The organism is Ruegeria sp. CJ6 (genome assembly GCF_056536665.1).
This window is the reverse complement of record NZ_JBQFQB010000007.1, coordinates 63,880-79,817: the sequence shown is the minus strand read 5'-3', so window position 1 is coordinate 79,817 and position 15,938 is coordinate 63,880. Positions and strand designations below refer to the sequence as shown.

13 protein-coding genes are annotated in these 15,938 nt (G+C 58.4%); 8 read left to right on the top strand and 5 right to left on the bottom strand.

The window, feature by feature from the left end:
* Nucleotides 1-17 precede the first annotated feature (17 nt).
* The gene (locus ACR0BT_RS18310) at nucleotides 18-1,403 is read left to right on the top strand and encodes a bifunctional enoyl-CoA hydratase/phosphate acetyltransferase (RefSeq protein ID WP_480763789.1); all 1,386 of its coding nucleotides are present in this window, start codon (nucleotides 18-20) and stop codon (nucleotides 1,401-1,403) included.
* Nucleotides 1,403-2,575, top strand: a complete 1,173-nt coding sequence (locus ACR0BT_RS18305) for an acetate/propionate family kinase (protein WP_480763788.1) — start codon at nucleotides 1,403-1,405, stop codon at nucleotides 2,573-2,575. The genes ACR0BT_RS18310 and ACR0BT_RS18305 overlap by 1 nt, the downstream gene beginning before the upstream one ends.
* A gap of 213 nt (nucleotides 2,576-2,788) precedes the next feature.
* Here the strand turns inward: ACR0BT_RS18305 and gph are convergent, their stop codons facing one another.
* Nucleotides 2,789-3,451: a phosphoglycolate phosphatase gene (gph, locus tag ACR0BT_RS18300; protein WP_480763787.1), complete on the bottom strand. Its 663-nt coding sequence runs from the start codon at nucleotides 3,449-3,451 to the stop codon at nucleotides 2,789-2,791.
* Nucleotides 3,452-3,676: 225 nt separating this feature from the next.
* Between gph and hemP the strand changes: the two genes are divergently transcribed.
* Nucleotides 3,677-3,844, top strand: coding sequence for a hemin uptake protein HemP (gene hemP, locus ACR0BT_RS18295; protein WP_170398358.1), 168 nt, complete (start codon nucleotides 3,677-3,679; stop codon nucleotides 3,842-3,844).
* Complete coding sequence (locus ACR0BT_RS18290; protein ID WP_170408198.1) at nucleotides 3,841-4,317, top strand: hypothetical protein; 477 nt, start codon at nucleotides 3,841-3,843, stop codon at nucleotides 4,315-4,317. The genes hemP and ACR0BT_RS18290 overlap by 4 nt, the downstream gene beginning before the upstream one ends.
* 46 nt (nucleotides 4,318-4,363) lie before the next feature.
* Here the strand turns inward: ACR0BT_RS18290 and ACR0BT_RS18285 are convergent, their stop codons facing one another.
* The 3 genes from ACR0BT_RS18285 to ACR0BT_RS18275 form a co-directional block, all read right to left on the bottom strand.
* Nucleotides 4,364-7,429 (bottom strand): aminotransferase class III-fold pyridoxal phosphate-dependent enzyme, encoded by a 3,066-nt coding sequence (locus ACR0BT_RS18285; RefSeq protein WP_480763786.1) that lies wholly within the window; start codon nucleotides 7,427-7,429, stop codon nucleotides 4,364-4,366.
* A gap of 103 nt (nucleotides 7,430-7,532) precedes the next feature.
* A complete protein-coding gene (locus tag ACR0BT_RS18280) occupies nucleotides 7,533-8,459 on the bottom strand; it encodes an NAD(P)-dependent oxidoreductase (protein WP_480439555.1) in 927 nt (308 codons plus the stop codon).
* 114 nt (nucleotides 8,460-8,573) lie between these two features.
* Nucleotides 8,574-9,215, bottom strand: a complete 642-nt coding sequence (locus ACR0BT_RS18275) for a pyridoxamine 5'-phosphate oxidase family protein (protein WP_170733840.1) — start codon at nucleotides 9,213-9,215, stop codon at nucleotides 8,574-8,576.
* Between the two features lie 219 nt (nucleotides 9,216-9,434).
* Here ACR0BT_RS18275 and ACR0BT_RS18270 point away from each other — a divergent pair, with 219 nt between their 5' ends.
* Nucleotides 9,435-10,592 carry an acyl-CoA dehydrogenase family protein gene (locus ACR0BT_RS18270; RefSeq protein WP_170398374.1) on the top strand — a complete coding sequence of 386 codons (1,158 nt, stop codon included), beginning with the start codon at nucleotides 9,435-9,437 and terminating at the stop codon, nucleotides 10,590-10,592.
* 216 nt (nucleotides 10,593-10,808) lie between these two features.
* Complete coding sequence (locus ACR0BT_RS18265; RefSeq protein ID WP_480763785.1) at nucleotides 10,809-11,561, top strand: nuclear transport factor 2 family protein; 753 nt, start codon at nucleotides 10,809-10,811, stop codon at nucleotides 11,559-11,561.
* Between the two features lie 7 nt (nucleotides 11,562-11,568).
* Here the strand turns inward: ACR0BT_RS18265 and ACR0BT_RS18260 are convergent, their stop codons facing one another.
* The gene (locus tag ACR0BT_RS18260) at nucleotides 11,569-12,468 is read right to left on the bottom strand and encodes a LysR substrate-binding domain-containing protein (RefSeq protein WP_480763784.1); all 900 of its coding nucleotides are present in this window, start codon (nucleotides 12,466-12,468) and stop codon (nucleotides 11,569-11,571) included.
* 217 nt (nucleotides 12,469-12,685) lie between these two features.
* Between ACR0BT_RS18260 and ACR0BT_RS18255 the strand changes: the two genes are divergently transcribed.
* Together ACR0BT_RS18255 and ACR0BT_RS18250 are read left to right on the top strand one after the other, a co-directional pair.
* Entirely contained in the window at nucleotides 12,686-14,878 is a 2,193-nt protein-coding gene (locus tag ACR0BT_RS18255; protein ID WP_480763783.1) for a dehydrogenase E1 component subunit alpha/beta, read from the top strand.
* Entirely contained in the window at nucleotides 14,875-15,909 is a 1,035-nt protein-coding gene (locus ACR0BT_RS18250; RefSeq protein ID WP_223117391.1) for an ACP S-malonyltransferase, read from the top strand. Before ACR0BT_RS18255 ends, ACR0BT_RS18250 begins: the two co-directional genes overlap by 4 nt.
* Nucleotides 15,910-15,938: the final 29 nt, after the last annotated feature.

Here is a 15,938-nt window from a genome sequence, read left to right as displayed (position 1 = left end):
AGCCGCCGAGAGTTTCAATGCAGTATCACAACAAGCCCTTTGATCAGCTTCAGATCGGTGACACCGCCGAGCTGACTCGGTTCTGCACAGAGGATGATTTTTATGTTTTCGCATCGAATTCCGGCAACCATAACCCTTTGAACCTGGCCGACGAAGATGGGGACGGTGATAACGTAAACGAGGCGATCGCGCCCGAGATGTTTCTTGGGGCTCTGATCTCGGCCGTTTTGGGGAATATCCTGCCGGGCGCGGGTACGCTGTATAAGTCGCAAAGCTTGGATTTTAGCGCCCGGGCATATGCGGGTGAAGAACTGCTGGCCGGAGTTACGGTTATCGAAAAACGCGATAACCGCGAGGTAGTTCTGAAAACTCAGGTGATGCGCCCTAGTGATGAGGCGCTGATCGTCTCCGGCATCGCGGTCGTGATCGCCCCAGAGAAAGAACTGTCATTCAATGAGATTGAAGTGCCTGGTCTGGTCGTCGAGCGGCACCGGCATTTTGATGCACTGCTCGATCGCTCGCGCCCGCTGCCTCCGATCCCCACGGCAGTTGTCGCCCCAGAAGAGCCCAACTCGCTTGGGGGGGCCTTATTGGCGGCGCGTGAAACCATCATCAAGCCGGTCCTGATAGGTGACCCCGACAAGATTGCTGCAGCAGCGCGTGAGATTGAGTTGCCCTTGGGTGACGTTGAGATCGTTCCTGTTAAGGGCCATCTGGACGCCGCCAACAAAGCGGTTGATCTGGTTGTCGAAGGACATGCTGAAGCATTGATGAAGGGGCATCTTCATACGGACGAACTGCTACGGGCGGCGTTGCGGCGGGATCGTGGACTTCGCGCAGGGCGCCGATTTACGCATGTCTTCGTCATGGATATACCCGGCCAGCCGCATCCCTTGCTTGTGACCGATGCGGCCATCAATATCGAGCCGGATCTGGAAACCAAGATCGACATCACGCAGAACGCGATCGATCTGGCAATCTCAATCGGAATTGGCGCTCCGAAAGTGGGTGTTCTGTCGGCGGTCGAGACGGTGAATCCGGCTATCCGGTCGTCGATTGATGCCGCATTGCTGTCGAAGATGGCCGAGCGGGGGCAGATCAGGGGTGGCTTGGTCGATGGGCCGCTTGCCATGGACAACGCGGTCAGCCTGGCCGCGGCGCGCACCAAAGGGATCGTGTCCGAGGTGGCCGGACGGGCAGACATTCTTGTCGTACCCAATCTGGACGCAGGCAACATGCTAGCCAAGCAACTGACGTATATCGCGCACGCCGAGGCTGCCGGGGTGGTGCTGGGCGCGCGCGTACCGATTATCCTGACCAGTCGCGCAGATGGCGAAAAGGCGCGGCTGGTTTCCTGTGCCGTCGCGGCCCTGCATGCGGCGCGGATGTCGGGTAAGATCTGATGGACCATATCATCACACTGAATTCAGGCTCGTCCTCGCTGAAGTTTGGGCTGTTCTCCGCGGGCGAAGCAGATCCGATCCTTGTCTGTTCGGGAGAAGTGGAACGCATCGGCAGCCCTGCGGCGCGCATCAAAGCAGAGACCACGGATGGCCGTGTGCTTGCCGATACCGCTTCTGAAGCGCTGTGCGATCAGGCCAGCGCCTTGGACTATATTCTGGATTTGCTGGAACGGCAGTTCCCGTCGGCGGGCGTGACCGCAGTTGGACACCGCATCGTGCATGGCGGCCCGGATAATGACAGGCCCATTCTGCTGACCCCCGAAAGCTTGCAGATGCTGGAAAAACTCGAGCCTTTTGCGCCCCTGCACCAACCTTACAATCTGCAGGGCGCACGTACTGCGATGGACAGGTTCCCCAATGCCAAGCAGGTTGCCTGTTTCGATACCGCTTTTCACCGCCACCACCCTTGGGTCAATGACACCTTCGCATTGCCGACCGAGTATTACGATATGGGCGTTCGGCGCTATGGCTTCCACGGTCTGAGCTATGATTACATCTCGGACCATCTGGACAAAACTGCACCGCTGATCCATGGCGGTCGGGTAGTTGTGGCGCATCTTGGCAACGGTGCCTCGATGTGCGCTATGATCGGAGGTCGCTCGGTCGGTTCAAGCATGGGGTTCTCGGCCATGGATGGTTTGCCGATGGGAACGCGTTGTGGCCAGCTGGATCCAGGCGTTGTGCTGTATCTGATGGATCAGCAAGGCATGAATGCGGATGAGATTTCGGATCTTCTGTATCGTAAATCCGGGTTGCTTGGCCTTTCCGGAATGACCAATGATATGCGTACGCTTGAGGCGTCGAATACGCCGGGTGCACGCAATGCCATCAACTACTACACGTTCCGGATACGCCGCGAGCTGGGCGCTTTGGCCGCCGTGTTGGGAGGTCTGGACGCCGTCGTGTTTACCGGCGGGATCGGTGAGAACTCGACCTATATCCGCGACCGTATCTGCACTGACATGGGGTGGTTGGGTCTTGAACTGGACCACGATGCAAACGCGGACAATTTGCGCGTCATCTCGACCGACCTGTCACGTGTGAAACTGATGGTCATTCCGACGAACGAGGAACTGGTGATCGCGCGTGCCGCGGCTGAGAAAGCCGCATAAATCCCAGTTTTTAGGCTTCTGCGCGCAAAATAATTTGGGGGATTGGGAAAAAAATCGCAGCACTACGGGAATCCCCCAATTTCGCGATCCGCGCAGGTGCGTTAACTTTTCATTAACTACCGGGCCAGTGCGCCCAATCCACTTTCACTAATTTCCCCCGATGAGGGGCTGGCTTCTTACCCCCTTGGCCGGCCCCTCGACCTTTTTTGGGGTCTATGCCTGCGTCAGGATTTTCCGAACAAGTGCAGGCAGTGCGGTACTGTTATCATAGCTGAGCGTGTGCGGCATGTCCGAAACCGGCGACTTTCGATATCCCTGTTCAAACAGCAAAAACGGAACCTGAGCCCGTTGCGCGGTTTCGGCATCAACCTCACTGTCGCCAACGAAGATCTGTGGGCCTGCGGCTTGAAGGGTCTTGAAACAGGCGTGCAAGTGCTCTGGATCGGGTTTGCGTATATCCAGCGTGTCTCCACCAAATACCGTGTTGAAATAGGGTAGCAGGCCAAGTTCGCCCAGCACATGCCGGGCAGGGGCTTCGGGTTTGTTGGTGCAGACCCCAAGCGCACAGCCCATATCGCGAAGCTCATCCAGCGCCTGGATCACGCCGGGATAAACTACGGTCTGATCGCAGGCGCCTGCATTGTAGTGCGTCAGAGTAAGCTGTGTCAGGTCCTTGTGAAGCGTTGGCTCCAGCCCGCAATGCGTCATCGCCCGCTCGACCAGCTTGGGTAATCCGTTCCCGACGAATCCCCGGATCGTATCCTGAGGCAAGGCGGGGTGCCCCTGATCGTGCAGCATTCGGTTTACTGCAGCTGCAAGGTCGGCAAGGCTGTCTATCAGGGTGCCATCCAGATCAAATACGACAACTGCTGCCATCTGCGAATCCGCCTTTGTTTGTTGATGTCCAATGCCTAGGTCGTGCTGTGCGACGGCGCAATAGAGACCCGTGGGAGCGATTGAAAAAACAGCAGCTTGACAAACCTTACTATTTTTATCAGATTAATCACACGAACAGATAGCCAGCCCAAAACAGGGTCAGCCAGATCAAGCGAAACGAAGACAGACAAGGCCAAGTGCCACAGATGCTCTGGAGATGCCCCAATGAACGCGCAAACCCCTACCTCGACCCTTAGCTACGCTGTTTCGATGCTTCCGGCCCACAAGGCGGAAGACCTCACCAATGGCGGCAATTTGGCCCATATCGAGCTGGGCGATCAGCTTTATACGCTGCGTATCACCCGCGCAGGCAAGCTGATCCTGACAAAATGAGCGCACCTTCTTCGCGTGGCGGGGCGGCTGTTGGCCGTCTGGCTGACCTGAACCCCATTGAGGCCGGAGCCGTCATGTACCTGCGGCTTTGGGGTGATGGGGTCGAAGGCCGGGCAAATGCCGCAAGCGATTTTGACATCGCGCTGGGTGCAGATCAGGGACGCGCCACGATGCTGACGCTGGACCGGCTGTGTTCACTTTGTGCACATCACGGTCGCCGTCCGCTGGTGCGTCATGGGCTGGGATGTGCATGTCTGGGCGCTGATGAGAATTGTTTTGCCCAGATGATCGGTGCCGCCTCTGAAGGGGCGCGTGAAGATGCAATGATGATGGCCTCGCTGATCGTACGGCCCGATTTCGCCCCGGCACTGGCCTCATTGTCCGAGGAACTGGGCTTGGCGTTACGCCGGATGACCGTTTCGATCCCTTTGCCGACGACCGGGCACCACCCCCCACATTCAGTGCTCCACTGATCGACGGCGACAAAACCCCAGCAATTTCGCTGGGGTTTTGTGTTTCTTAGCAGCAGCCGCAGCCCGCATGATGATGATCGTGATCGCACATGGGGGCAGGGCTGTAGTCACCCACTTCGCCAAGAACCTCCCGCAGCGCCCAAAGAATCATGTCGACGTCCTCTGCTTCGATGGTTAGCGGTGGCCGGATTTTCAGGATATTGTCCTTGGGTCCCTCGCTACCGATCAGAATGCGATGATCGCGCATCCGATTCTTGACGTAGCTGCAAATCTCACCGCTTTCCGAACCGTCAGGATTGACCAGTTCCACCCCTAAAAACAGACCCATGCCGCGTACATCGCCAACGCAGGCAAAGTCCGCTTCGATCTTTCGGAGGCCGTCCATCAGACGAGCCCCCATCACACGGGCGTTCTCTTGAAGGCCTTCATCGTCGACGATGTCCAGCACCTCTTTTCCGATCCGGCAAGACAGGGTTGAGCCGCCGAAGGTCGAGAAAAACTCGATCCCGTTGTCGAAGCTTTCGGCGATCTCTTTGGTAGTGACCAGCACACCCAGCGGGTGGCCGTTGCCGATGGGCTTCCCCATTACCACTATGTCAGGCAGCGCGCCCTGATGTTCAAAGCCGAAGTAATAGTCGCCCAGGCGCCCGAGGCCAGTCTGGACTTCATCGGCAATGCAGACCCCTCCGGCGGCACGGATTTTTTCATATATCGCAGACAGATAGCCTTTTGGTGGAATGATCTGTCCCCCGACCGAGGGGAATGTTTCAGCGATGAACCCGGCTAGGCCTTGCCCTTTTGCCTGCAATGCCGAAATCGCCGGATCAATCAGGTCAGCAAACTTCCGGGCACGCTCGGGGTCATCACGCCGGAACGAACCGCGATAGTCATCCGCGACCTCAACCAGTTCCACCCAATCTGCCCGCCCAATACCGCCAGGTTTGTTGAATTTGTAGGCCGAGATCGCCACCGCAGCGTTTGTGTTGCCGTGATAGCCGTGATCGGGCGTCACGATCCCTTTTGCCCCGGTGTGCGCGCGCGCCAGACGCAGAGCCAATTCGTTGGCCTCTGTCCCTGAGTTGACGAAGAAACAGACTTCAAGGTGATCCGGCAGTTTCGACAATACCTTGTCGGCAAAAGCGGTTTGCGCCGGGTGCAGATAGCGTGTGTTCGAATTCATGCGCTTCAGCTGATCCGCTGCAACCGCCTGAATACGCGGATGCGCATGGCCTACATGCGGAACGTTGTTGTAGGCATCCAGATAGGGTCGCCCCCATTCATCGAACAGGTGATGCCTCCAGCCACGCACCAGCATGACCGGGTCGTCGTATGTCAGGCTGAGATTGCCGCCGAAGTGTTCGCGCCTGTCCTGTAGGATCGCCTGCTTGTCGGTTGGTCGATAGAAAACCTTTTCATCAGGCAAGTTCAACAGTGCTGCGGGGTTGGGGCAGACCGCGTGCCAAAGCTCGAGCTCATCAGGATCCGCTACGCCCGGCCAGTCGGCCTGCATACCGTCGGTCGTCAGCGCCAGTTGGAAATGCACATGCGGGGCCCATCCGCCATTCTGACTGGCATCGCCCAGACGGGCAAAAGCTGCACCCTGAGCCACCGGGTCACCTGGTTTCAAACGCTCGCTCACCTCAGGGTCCAGATGGCCATAAAGCGTGTAGAATGCATCCCCTTCGGGCGTTTCGTGGTGCAGGATCACAACCCCGCCATAGTCGAGATGCGCGTCCCTGTTTTCAACCGCTTCGACCCGACCGCTGAGAGGTGCATGCAGCACTGTTCCGGCGGGTGCAAACACATCCACGGCCAGATGCACTGTGCGCCGATCCGACGCTTTCCACGGTCCCTTGCGAAACCCCGGCTCAGCATAGATCAGGCGTGGCTCGCTGTAATACCCAAGCCAGGGACCATCCCCAAATTCTTCGCCGACCCGCGCTGCCTCGTCCAGCGGCATGTGGAACGGGTTTTGCGGCCAGGTCGAGTTCTCCACCGACAGTGAGCCCATTGGCGTGTCGCTCAGATCCTGCCCGAACATCTGCGCGAAATGTCCACGATGGTTGGACAGATAGGCATGGATGCGCTCGGCCCCGTCCACAACGGGCAAGCCACACGCTGCGCGCAATCGTGCGGGCATGAGTGCGCCATTGATTGCCCCATTTTCGATCAACCGCCACGCCGGGGCCTGGCTGATCGTGACATACGGATCATCCGGGTTCTCAATCGCCATCAGCGTCGAATTCACCACGGACACCGCCAACCGTGCTTGCAACAAAGGCCAGATCAGGTCGATCTCATCCGGGCGTAACCGATTGGCAGCGTGATACCCGCGTACCAGCGCAGCCAATGCGCGCTCGGGTTTAGGGTGGTCCAGAACGACATAGGCCCCGGCAATAGCCAGATCGCAAACGCGCGGCGCTGTGCACATGTCGCCAAGATCGATCAGACCCGAGATGCTGCGTCGTTCGCCCAGATTGCCTTCGACAAGGATATTGTAATCATTGGCATCATTGTGAATCGCCTGCTTTGGCAATGCACCCAGTTGATCAGAGATCGCCTCAAAATCCGCAGCGATTTGTTGAACGCGCGCGCGTCGTGCCGGATCAGAGATGGCCTCTAGTTGGTCGACGATCCAACTCGCCCGCGTCAAATCCCATTTGAAATCGGCGCGATGCAAGCCCTCGTGGGTGAACCCCTCCAGCGCCCTGTCGGTTGCGCCCAGAACACGGCCCAGTTTTAGTATCAGGTCTTCGGTCTTGGGCGCGCTGCTTGCATAGCATGCCCCCGGCAGTCGTTCCTGCAGCCAGACCAGTCGCGGTTGCCCATGTGCGTCGGCAATCTCGGGCAACATCATCCCGTTCAAATCGGGATAAACAGCAGGAAAGGGCAATCCGGGCGCTGCTGCGCTGAGATGTTCCAGCGCCTTGATCTGCAGATCGACCAATGCTGCATCGCACCCCGCGCGCATCACCTTGAGCACATAATCCTGCCCGTTGGTGGCTTTGACCACAAAGTTGAGGTCGTACTCCCCATCCAGACGCGTCAGACGGGCGTCCAGACCCCAGTGTTCACGCAGGCGACCAGCACAGAAAGTGTTCAAGTCGCTCATGCGCTATCTCTTGCAACTGCCACGGTGATCCTCTTCATCTGGCCAAAAATGTCTTCGGGCGGAGTCGCGCCCTGGCGCGATGGGGCAGACAGCCCCCCTTTGCTCAGTCCAGTGCTCGCAACCTTTTGAACAACGAGGACGTATCCCACCGGCCCCCGCCAAGTTTCTGCACGTCTTTGTAGAACTGGTCGACGAGCGCCGTCACTGGCAGTGAAGCCCCGGTCTCATTGGCGGTATCCAGACAGATTCCCAGATCCTTGCGCATCCAGTCGACTGCAAAGCCATGCTCAAAATGGTCATCTAGCATGGTTTCATACCGGTTGGCCATCTGCCAGCTGCCAGCCGCGCCCTGACTGATCACTTCGACCACAGCTCGGCCATCCAGCCCGGCCTTCTCGGCAAAATGTAATGCTTCGCTCAGGCCCTGCACCAGCCCGGCAATCGCGATCTGGTTGCACATTTTGGTCATTTGACCCGCGCCGCTGTCTCCAATGCGGCGGCAGATTTTGGAATAGACCTGCATCACCGGCTCAGCAGCACGATAAGCGTCCATGTCACCGCCGCACATGATCGATAGCACACCATTTTCGGCTCCCGCCTGACCGCCCGAGATCGGGGCGTCCAAAAAAGCAACCCCCTGTGTCTTGCCAGCCTCGTACAACTCGCGCGTGACCTTGGCCGAGACGGTGGTGTGATCAACAAATACCGCACCCTTGGCCATTCCGTGAAAGGCGCCATCTTCACCTGTGCAAACCATACGCAGATCGTCGTCATTGCCAACGCAGGCCATCACGAATTCGGCCCCTTCTGCGGCTTGCCGCGGTGTCAGGGCCATCGCGCCGCCATGCTGGGCGACCCAAGCCTCGGCCTTGGATGCGGTGCGGTTGTAGACGGTGACTTCGTGGCCGGCAGCCTGAAGATGCCCGGCCATCGGGTAGCCCATGACGCCTAGGCCAAGGAACGCAACTTTTGCCATGTGATGATCCTCTCTGTTATCCGCTCCTGCCTCGAGCGGACGGCAGGTCGTGATGTTTAGAAAGGACAAAGCAAAGCTTGGGCCAAAGGGCAACCCTGCGTCACAATTTGCTGCCCAGATCCATAGGGATCGCGCGCCATTCGTTTCACATCTGAACTGGCGCGGATTTCAGCTTCGTATATCGCCAGCAGCTTTGAGCTCAGCCAATTCCCGCAGCAAACGCTGGTTTTCTGCTTGCAGAACAGCCAGTTGCTGACCCAGATCATTCAGATGTGGCCGAAGCTCGGCCTCGGTAAAGCGCGGCGTGATGTGGCGGGGGCAATTCCAGTCAAACGCTTCAACTTTGATGATCGCGGCCCGTTCTGCCTCGGTCTCGGAGCCTTTGATGTAAAGATCAGTTGCTGCCGCGGCACCTTCCTTGAATGTCATCCGCCCAAGTATCTTGAGGCGGCGCTGGCTCGCGTAGTCCATTAATATCAGTGCCACGCGGTCATTCCCATCCAGGTTGCCGCGCGAGATATATTGTTTGTTACCAGACAGGTCCGCATAGCCGATGGTGTGCGGGTCCAGCACTTTCAGAAACCCTATCGGCCCACCGCGAAACTGCACATAAGGCCAGCCGGTTTCTGAGACGGTGGCCTGATAGAACCCGTCGCGGGCGCGAATGAACGCCTCTTCGGTCGGTCCGATTTGATGGCCCTGTTTTGGTCCTCGGCTCAGGAATTTCGCATAGGTCGCGGCGGATCCCATCCGCTCTTGATGGGCGCGAACGGCAGGTGTGAAGGTCAGTTCAGAAAAGGCGCGGGGCATTATGCTGTCTCCTGGGTCGTCCGGGGCGTATGTGCAATATGGTCGATGATGGCCTGCTCTGTCAGGCGTGGGAACACAGATGTGAACGTTTGGCCCCAAATTCGGCAACGGTGCCAAGGACGTTGCGTAGTATCTGTCCTGGACGCCACGTCACATGGATTGGAAGGAATCACACACCCGGCTAGTTTTGGGCAAACACCTGATCTGGAGAGCTATTTGATGTCGCTTTTTACCAGCACCGCCGCCTGGGTTACTGACGAACACCGAATGTTTGCTGAAATGGCGGGCCGGTTCATGGATGATGCCTTGGTACCCAATACCGAGAAATGGGCCGAGAACGGGGCGGTTGATCGTACCTTTTGGTTGCAGGCGGGAGAGACGGGTCTGATGGCCGGTTCGATTGCTGAGGAATATGGTGGCGTCGGCGGCGGGATGGGTTTCGATTCCGTTACTTTGTATGAGCAGACTGCGCGCGGGGACGCAGGATGGGGATATGGCATCCAGTCTATCGTGACCCACTACATCACCGCTTATGGCAGTGAGGATCAGAAACAGAAGTGGCTGCCGAAACTGGCCTCGGGTGAGATGATCGGCGCGCTGGCCATGACCGAGCCGGGCACGGGATCGGATGTGCAAGCGGTGAAGACGACCGCTGAGAAGGATGGCAATTCTTATCGGCTCAACGGGTCCAAGATATTTATCACCAACGGGCAATCGGCTGATCTGGTTATTGTGGCTGCCAAAACTGACAAGTCGTTAGGGGCGAAGGGTGTCTCTCTGATTGTGGTCGAAACCGACGGGGCTGACGGATTCCGGAGGGGGCGGAACCTCAAGAAACTGGGAATGAAGGGCAACGATACGGCTGAGCTGTTCTTTGAAGACGTTAAGGTGCCAATGACCAACCTGCTGGGCCCGGAAGAGGGGCAGGGGTTCTATCAACTGATGAAGCAGTTGCCGTGGGAGCGGCTGACCATCGGGATCATGGCGCTGGGCGCGATCGATTTCGCCATATCGCAGACGGTGGACTACGTGCAGGAGCGCAAGGCGTTCGGACAACGGGTGATGGACTTCCAGAACACACGTTTCAAGTTGGCCGAGTGTAAAACCAAGGCCGAGGTGCTGCGCAGTTTCGTCAATGACTGCATTGGAAAACTGGAGGCCGGTGAATTGGATGCCGCGACGGCCTCGATGGTGAAATACTGGGGCTCTGAGGTGCAGAACGAAGTCATGCACGAATGCCTGCAACTGTTCGGCGGCTATGGGTTCATGATGGAATACCCAATCGCGCGGCTCTATGCGGATGCGCGGGTCCAAATGATCTATGGAGGGACGAATGAAGTCATGAAAGAGCTCATCGCCCGTTCGCTGGACGTCTGAACCAAAACACTCCCGCCCGTCGTCCACATTCCTTACGGAACGTCTCCTCCCGTTGGGCCAGGCAGGCGCGGACGCAGCCCGCGCCTGCCTGGCCCCCTGCCGTCCGCAAGACGCAAGGCCGAAGGCCGCGCAGGGTTTGGCTGTTGCTGGCGTTGATGCCTGACACGTCGCCTGCCATTGTGATCACGGAGTAGTCAGACCTGAAGGGAACCCGGTATGGAGAAGTCCAACAAAGATCGCATATCTGCCCTGCTCAAAAGCATCGAAACGGGCGATCCGGGTCCGGTTTCGGTGGTAAATGAAGCACGATATATCCAGCACAATCCGCAAACCCATGAAGGCAGCGAAGGGCTTGCATCCCTATTCAAACGGCTGTCCCAGACCTCACCGCGCGTGAATATCGTACGCGCCTTTGAAGACGGCGATTTTGTCTTCGCGCATACGGAATATGATTTCTCACGGCGGAATATCGGCTTCGAAGTGTTCCGGTTCGAAGACGGGCAAGCGGTAGAGCACTGGGACAATATCCAGAAACGGATGGGGCCAAACGGCTCGGATCACAGTATGGTGGATGGTCCGACCGAAGTTCGGGATGTCGAGAAAACCGAGGAAAACCGGGCCTTTGTTCGCGCCTTCGTCGAAACCGCGTTGATTGCCGGGGATCTCGACCAGATAGAGGCCTGTATCAATACTTCCGCTTACGTAGAACACAGCCCGCAGCTCTCGGATGACTTGACTGCCTTGAGAACCGCATTGGCTGACAGTAACGCCCTAGATTATCAGCACCTGCATCGTGTGTTGGCAGAAGGAGATTTTGTTCTGACCGTGTGCGAAGGTGCGCTTCAGGGCAAACACAGCGCATTTTATGATCTGTACCGCGTTGCAGATGGCAAGATCGTCGAACACTGGGATACGGTTGAGTCCATTGCACCACGCAGCGAATGGAAAAATGACAACGGCAAGTTCTAAGGCCGCGTTAGGCGTGGGCGTCTGCCCCAATCTGTTCACTGATCCAGGCTTGGAAAGACCGTAGAGGCTCGGGCATCGAGCGGTCATTCGGCCAGACCAGATAATAGCTGCCAAGGCTCACGCGCGGCCCGTCCCATGCCTGGACAAGCCGCCCGGTGCGCAAATCATCTTGCACCAGATATGACGGCAACAGAGCCACGCCCAACCCATGAATCGTGGCCTGAATCATGGTCGAAAACTGATCGAACAGCATTCCCCGTAGGCCGGTGACGGGCTGGCCCTGTATCTCAAACCAGCGCTCCCAGGCATCCGGACGCGACTCCAGATGCAGCAGTGGCGCGGCGCGGAGAGCATCCAAGCTATTGAAATTGACGGCGGTAAGGGCAGGGGCGCAGACCGGCAGGACTTCTTCCCGCATGATCGGCAGATACTGAACGCCCGCCCAGTCTTGCTGACCGAAATGGATCGCGGCATCAAATGGTTCAGACATGAAATCAAACGGTTTGAGGCGGGTCCCCAGATTGACGGTGACCTCAGGGTGCCGTCGCGCAAAATCCTGAAGGCGGGGTGCCAGCCAATGCATGCCGAACGCGGGCAGGATCGATAGATCAAGTGACCCACCCGCCGGATTGGCTTTGAGTTTCAGTGCGGCCTGCGCCAGATCCTGAACAGCAGACCTTGCGGTTTGCACATAGTCTTTGGCTGCTGGCGTCAAGTGCAATCGCATCTGGCTGCGCTCAATCAACTGGACTCCCAGCTGATCCTCCATCGTCTTCAATTGCCGGCTGATCGCGCTTTGTGTCAAGGACAGCTCAGCCGCAGCAGCAGATGCGCTGCCCAGCCGATCTACGGCTTCAAGTGCAAGCAAGGACGAGATTGAAGGCAAGAAACGGCGGGGTGCAATCATATGACAAATCCTCATACCTATTGAACGCAATAGCACTGGTTTTTTCCTGCCGCCAGAGCGATGACTGGTGCGCCACATCACTTTTGTGGTCGAGCGGGTGCCGTACCATCCGCGATCTTGAAATTCACGTCGGAGCGCGGGACAAATCAGCAAGCGGGTCGCTCCCGCGCAGAGGTTCCCCAAGGCCGATGACACCAACAAGACAAAAGCGAGAGACATGGACCGCGCCCAGATCGTACATGAGAATTTCCTGACCCGTGTCGCAAATCGTGATTTTCCCGACGGAGCCCCGCCGCGCGTCGGTCTGGGCGATGCTGAAGCCGTTTCGCTTTTCCGGTCGCAAGTTCTCAGTCGCGCGCTGGATCGGACCAGCCGGGCGATGCAGAAGGCGGGGCAGGGGTTCTACACCATCGGCTCATCTGGCCACGAAGGGATGGCCGCCGTCGCGCACGCATTGCGCCCAAGCGATATTGCCTTTCTGCATTACCGGGATGCTGCGTTTCAGATCGCGCGTGCCGAACAGGTGCCCGGTCAGCAGATCGCGTGGGATATGCTGCTAAGCTTTGCGTGCTCGAAAGAGGACCCGACCTCGGGCGGGCGGCACAAGGTGTTGGGATCAAGGGCGCTGATGATCCCGCCGCAGACCTCGACCATCGCCAGCCATTTGCCCAAAGCCGTTGGTGCGGCTTATGCGCTGGGGGCAGCCCGGCGACATGCGCCCGAACATCGCGTGTTGCCGGAAGACGGGATTGCGATGTGTTCATTTGGGGATGCCTCGGCCAATCACTCAACCGCGCAGGGGGCGATCAACGCGGCAGGCTGGACCAGTGTGCAATCGACGCCGCTGCCGCTGCTGTTCGTGTGTGAAGACAACGGTATCGGGATTTCGGTCAAAACGCCCAAGGGCTGGATTCAGGCGTCGATGGAGCATCGTCCGGGGATCAAGTATTTTCAGGCCAATGGGTTGGACATTTATGAAACCCATGCGGTCGCGAAAGAGGCTGCAGATTATGTCCGCAAGCGCAGGAAACCGGCCTTCCTGCATCTCAGAACCGTGCGGCTTTATGGCCATGCCGGGGCGGATGTGCCCACGACCTATCTGCCGAAAACTGAGGTTGAGGCGGATGAGGCCAATGATCCGCTTTTGCACACCGTACGACTGCTGGATCAGGCGGGTGCATTGTCGCCGGATCAGGCGTTGAAAATCTACAGCGATACCTGCACCCGAACGGATCGTGTGGCTACAGAGGCTGCCAGCCGTCCCCATCTTGCCAATGCGACCGAGGTGATGGCAAGCCTGATCCCGCCTAAGCGCTCTTGCATACCGACCAACGGCCCGAGCGCTGAGGCGCGGGCTAAAGCCTTTGGTGGTGACTTGCGCGCGATGGCTGATCCGCAGCCGCTCAGCCGCCTGATCAACTGGGCGCTGACCGATCTGATGTTGGAACATGCCGAGATCGTTTGCATGGGTGAAGATGTGGGCCGCAAAGGTGGCGTCTATGGCGTCACACAAAAGCTGCAGCAACGCTTTGGTCCGGACCGCGTAATTGATACGCTGCTGGATGAACAATCCATTCTGGGTCTCGCGATCGGTATGGGCCATAACGGTTTCATCCCGATCCCCGAGATCCAGTTTCTGGCCTATCTGCACAATGCCGAGGATCAGATCAGGGGGGAGGCGGCAACCCTGCCGTTCTTCTCGAACGGGCAGTTCACCAACCCTATGGTGCTGCGGATTGCGGGGCTGGGATATCAGAAGGGCTTTGGCGGGCATTTCCATAACGACAACTCTCTGGCCGTTTTGCGGGATATCCCTGGTGTCATCATCGCCTGCCCGTCGACCGGGGCCGATGCAGCACTGATGCTGCGCGAATGCGTGCGGTTGGCGCGCGAAGAGCAGCGGGTCGTGGTGTTTCTTGAACCGATCGCACTCTACCCGATGCGCGATCTGCATGCGGCGCAGGATGGCGGGTGGATGACCACCTATCCTGCGCGGGATCAGAAAATTGCGCTGGGCGAGGTGGGAGTACACGGGGACGGCACCGATCTCGCCATCGTGACCTATGGCAACGGGCATTACCTGTCGCAACAGGCCCTGCCCGAAATTGAGGCGGCGGGTCTGAAAACCCGGATTATCGATATGCGTTGGCTAGCTCCTCTGCCGGTTGAGGCTTTGCGCGAAGCCACCAAAACATGCGCGCATGTTTTGATCGTCGACGAATGCCGCAAGACCGGCAGCCAGTCCGAGGCGCTGATGACTTTCTTCGCCGAAGAAAGTCCCTCCACCCCAACCGCCCGCGTTGTGGCCGAGGATTGCTTTATCGCAACCGGCCCGGCCTATGCCGCGCCTCTTCCTTCGAAAGACGGTATCTTTGCCGCAGCGCTGGCTTTGACAGGAGTAGCCTCATGACCCGCACCGCCGTTGTGATCTGCCCGGGTCGGGGCACTTATAACAAGCCTGAGCTGGGCTATCTGCACCAACATCATTCGGATCGTATGGACTTGTTCCGCAGCTTCGACGCCATTCGCGCCGGAACCGGACAGGATGCGATTACTGCCTTGGATGGGGCTGATCGCTTTAGCGTCGGGAAGTACTCGCGCGGCGATGTGGCCTCACCCCTGATCTATGCTGCCGCGTTGGCCGATGCGCAGGCATTGGCCAACGATATTGAAGTCGTCGCCGTCACTGGTAACTCGATGGGCTGGTATATTGCGCTGGCCACCGCAGGGGCATTGACCCCTGGGAACGGGTTTCGCGTGGTCAATACGATGGGCACGCTGATGCAGAAGCACCTGATCGGCGGTCAACTGGTTTACCCATTCGTCGATGAGACATGGGCGAATGATCCTGCCCGCAAAGCCGCATTGCTGGATGAGGTGGCGAGGATCAATGCGTTGCACGATCACACTCTGGCGCTTTCCATCGATCTGGGCGGGATGCTGGTATTGGCAGGCAATGAGGCGGGTCTGACGGCGTTTGAGGCGGCACACCTCACCGTGCAGGATCGGTTCCCATTGCGGCTGGCCAATCACGCCGCCTTTCATACGGCGCTGCAGGCCCCGGTGGCGGCGGAAGGTCGGGCGCAATTGAGTTCTGATCTTTTTGCTCAGCCCAAGTTCCCGATGATTGACGGGCGTGGCAAAATCTGGTGGCCCGGCGCAACTGACACGAGTGAGTTGTGGGACTACACGCTGGGCCATCAGGTGACCGAGACCTATGACTTCACCCATGCGATCCAGACCGCCGCACGCGAGTTCGCGCCCGATCTGTTCATCGTCACCGGCCCCGGTGCAACGCTGAGCGGCGCGGTGGCGCAGTCACTAACACTGGGGCGCTGGCGGGGCATGACCGACAAGGCGTCATTCCAGTCGCATCAGGAGGCTGATCCGTTCCTCATCGCCATGGGGCGGGCTGACCAGCGCGCCCTTGCAACCAACTGAGACCAGCCTGATGATCGGCGAAACTTTGG